At 65.0% G+C, this 3710-nt stretch carries 2 protein-coding genes and 1 pseudogene; all 3 read left to right on the forward strand.

Features of this window, described 5'->3' with window-relative positions:
* A pseudogene (locus tag JWQ61_RS19605) lies at positions 1-407 on the forward strand (2-keto-4-pentenoate hydratase); the annotation flags it as partial.
* A complete protein-coding gene (locus tag JWQ61_RS19610; protein WP_304361980.1) occupies positions 404-2887 on the forward strand; it encodes a DEAD/DEAH box helicase in 2484 nt (827 codons plus the stop codon). The pseudogene JWQ61_RS19605 and the gene JWQ61_RS19610, both read left to right, overlap by 4 nt.
* Positions 2888-3024: 137 nt before the next feature.
* Positions 3025-3710, forward strand: a 686-nt coding sequence (locus JWQ61_RS19615; protein ID WP_304361981.1) for a DEAD/DEAH box helicase, incomplete at its 3' end; no start/stop codon positions are given.

Genomic DNA, 3710 nt, shown 5'->3' on the forward strand with positions numbered 1-3710 from the left:
TCGCCCGCACCCACCTTGCGCTCGAACTGATAGACAGCCGTTACAGCGATCCGGACGAAGCCGATTTTCTTGAGAACCTGGCGGACGGACTGCTCAACCAGGGGCTGTACCTGGGGCCGCAGGTAGACGCAGAACGCGCGCGCAATGCCGCCGAACTGGCGATAGAGGTCGACAGCGGCGACACAAGCAAGACAAAGCAGCTGCACGGCCGCCATCCCGCCGTCAATCCGCGCGCTCCGCTATATTGGCTGGCCGAATTCCTGCGTGCCGCCGGACAGGGCCTGCAAGCCGGCCAGGCCGTCATCACCGGTTCTTATGCCGGCAGCTTCGGCTTGCCGGTGACGCAGGAAATCGCCATCCGGTATGGCGACCTGGGCCAGCTGACCGTCCGCTTCACCCCGAGATGAATTCTGCCGCAAGCGCCGTCGGCCGTTTCCGGCCGCGCCTGACATTAAAAACCCTGGGCCGCGGCGAAGGCTTGCTGGGCATGCGGCCTTCCGGCCCGTTCGGACCGCGCGGGCCAAATGTGACTGTGGTCCAGATCAGCTGGACCTATGTCACCGACGACGGCTTGCAGTGGGAAACCGCCGCCCCCACTGCCTTGCTGAACCGCCGCCCAGCATCGTCGCAAACGGTGGAAGACGAAAAAGGCCAGCGCCTGTTGCTGCGCGACCTGGGAGCCGAGGCCGATGCGCTGGACCTGGTATGGGAACTGGGCCTATATCCGCTGCCGGCCGACACCCTGCAATGGCGCACCGACAGCGCCGCACAGGATGCGGCAAAAACACTGGACTCGCTCTGGACCCTGGTGCAGGAAGATTTCTTCGGCGATTTCTGGGCCGAACAATTGCCCGGCTTGCAGGCCAAGGGCTGGGCGATCGTGGTGCGTCCCGGTTTTGCGCACGAGAGCGTGCCGGTGGATGCCTGGCGCCTGATCGTCAACCCTGCAACCGGCGCACTGCTGGGCAAGGAAGTCGCAACCCGCATGCGTGGCCGCGAACAGGCAGTGACGGCCCTCGGACTGCCCGCCGGCGAAGGCTCCTGGCTGCTCACCCTGGGCATCGAAATCGACGGCGAACTGGTGGACCTGGTGCCGTTGCTGGCGCACCTGCTGCAACGCGACGGCCGCTGGCTGGACGCCAGGCAGATCGCCCTGATCGACGACCACGCCTTGATCATGCTGCGAGCGCCCGGCGGCAAACGGATCGAAGCCCTGGCGGCGCCGCTCAAGGCCATCGTCGGCAGCATGCTGGAATTGCTGACCGATCCCTTGCGCAAGGAAGGGCCGCTGCTGCTTTCCTCCTGGGATGCCTATCGCCTTGAAACGATGCGCCTGAGCTTGCTCGACACGCAGCGCGAACGCGCCGGTGTCCACGGCGCCTGGCAATTGCAGGGCGACGCCGGCCTGCGCGCGCTGGCGCACCGGCTGCAAGGCGCCGGCACACCGCAAGCCGTGAGCGCGCCGGCCGGCCTCGGCGTTACCTTGCGCCCGTATCAATTGCACGGCGTCGCCTGGCTGCAATACCTGCGCGAGCATCGCCTGGCCGGCATTCTGGCGGACGATATGGGCCTAGGGAAAACCGCGCAGGCGCTGGCCCACCTGCTGATAGAAAAACAGGCAGGCCGCCTCGACCTGCCGGCGCTGGTAGTGCTGCCGACTTCACTGATATTCAACTGGCAGGCGGAAGCCAGGCGCATGGCGCCCGGCCTGCGCGTGCTTGCCTTGCAAGGACCGGAACGCCATCGCGATTTCCCGCGCATGGCCGAATACGACCTGCTGCTCACCACCTACCCGCTGCTGTGGCGCGATCGTGCGGCGCTGGAAGCCCAGCCCTTCCACATGCTGATCCTGGATGAAGCGCAGACCGTGAAGAACGCCACCGCTCGCAGCGCCGGCGCCGTGCGGCGCCTGCGCGCGCGGCACCGGCTGTGCATCACCGGCACGCCGCTGGAAAACCACCTGGGCGAACTGTGGACGCAATTCGATTTCCTGATGCCGGGTTTCCTCGGCGACATGCGCAGTTTCACGCGCTTGTGGCGCAAGCCGATCGAAATCGGCGGCCAAACCCTGCGCGCGCAATTGCTGGCGCAACGGGTCAGGCCGTTCATCCTGAGGCGACGCAAGGACGAGGTCGCAACTGAATTGCCGCCGCGCACTGAGACCGTCAAGCTGGTGCAATTGCAAGGACAGCAGCGCGACCTGTACGAAAGCGTCAGGCTGGCCGCGGATGAACAGGTGCGCCGCGTCCTCAAGCGCAAAGGCTTCAGCGGCGGCCAGATCACGATCCTCGACGCCTTGCTCAAGCTGCGGCAAGTATGCTGCGATCCGTTCCTGCTGAAAGGCATGGAGCATCCGGCCGCCATCGAACGCGCCAAGCTGGAGCTGCTGCGCGACATGCTGCCGGCGCTGGTGGCCGAAGGCCGGCGCATCCTGGTGTTTTCCCAGTTCACCGAAATGCTGGACCTGGTCGCCGCCGAACTCGATGCCATGCAACTGCCGTGGCTGGCCCTGACCGGCAAAACCCCGCCGGCAAAACGCGGCGCGCTGGTAGCAGAGTTCCAAAGCAAGACGGTGCCCCTGCTGCTGATCAGCCTCAAGGCCGGCGGCGTCGGCCTCAACCTGACCGCCGCCGACACCGTGATCCACATCGACCCGTGGTGGAACCCGGCCGTACAAGAACAAGCCACGGCGCGCGCCCACCGCATCGGCCAGGACCAGACCGTGTTCATCTATAAAGTGGTGGTTGAAGGCAGCATAGAAGAACGCATCATCGAACTGCAGGCGCGCAAGGCGGCGCTGGCCGAAGGCGTGCTGGGCAGCGATGCAGCGCTTGCCACCAAGTTCAGCAGCGAAGATTTGCAGCTGCTGCTGGCGCCGCTGGCCTAAGCATTAATTAGGGTCAGTTAATTAGGGTCAGAGTCGAATATTAAAATATTCGACTCTGATCCTAATTAAGTGCCTGGGATTACCAGCCGGTGCAAATGGTAAGATGGCAGCCCCACAAGCTGTCAAGGCCCGTCGTTATGCCATTTTCCTCCCTGGGCCTGTCCCCCGCCATCCTGCAAGCCGTTGCCGAACGCGGCTATGTCACGCCAACCCCAGTCCAGATCGCAGCGATTCCTGCAATCCTGCGTGGCGGCGATGTCTTGGCGGCGGCGCAAACCGGCTCCGGCAAGACCGCGGCGTTCGCGCTGCCGCTGCTGCAGTTGTTGCAAGACAGCCCCGGCGAAAAACCGCGCCGGCTGCGCGTGCTGATCCTGGTTCCCACCCGCGAACTGGCGCAGCAGACTGCCGAAGCTATCCGGCTCCTGGCGCAAGCTGCTCCGCAATCGCTGAAGATCGCCGCCCTGTTCGGTGGCGTCTCGATCAACCCGCAAATGATGGACCTGCGCGGCGGCGCCGATATCGTGGTGGCGACGCCCGGTCGCCTGCTCGACCTGATCGAGCACAACGCTCTCAGCATTGCGGCGGTATCGTCGCTGGTGCTGGATGAAGCCGACCGCCTGCTCGACATGGGGTTCACGGACGAGATCGGCCGCATCCTGGCGCTGTTGCCCAAGCAGCGTCAGAACCTGTTTTTCTCGGCTACGTTTCCGAGCGCGGTACACACACTCGCCACCAGGATGCTGCATGAACCGGCCCGCATCGCCGTCCCGGCGCTGGCGCAGAACCAGCCCGACATCGAACAGCGCGCAATCGTGGTCGACGC

This window comes from Collimonas fungivorans, assembly GCF_028292705.1.
GTDB classification, from domain to species: Bacteria; Pseudomonadota; Gammaproteobacteria; order Burkholderiales; family Burkholderiaceae_D; genus Collimonas; species Collimonas fungivorans_B.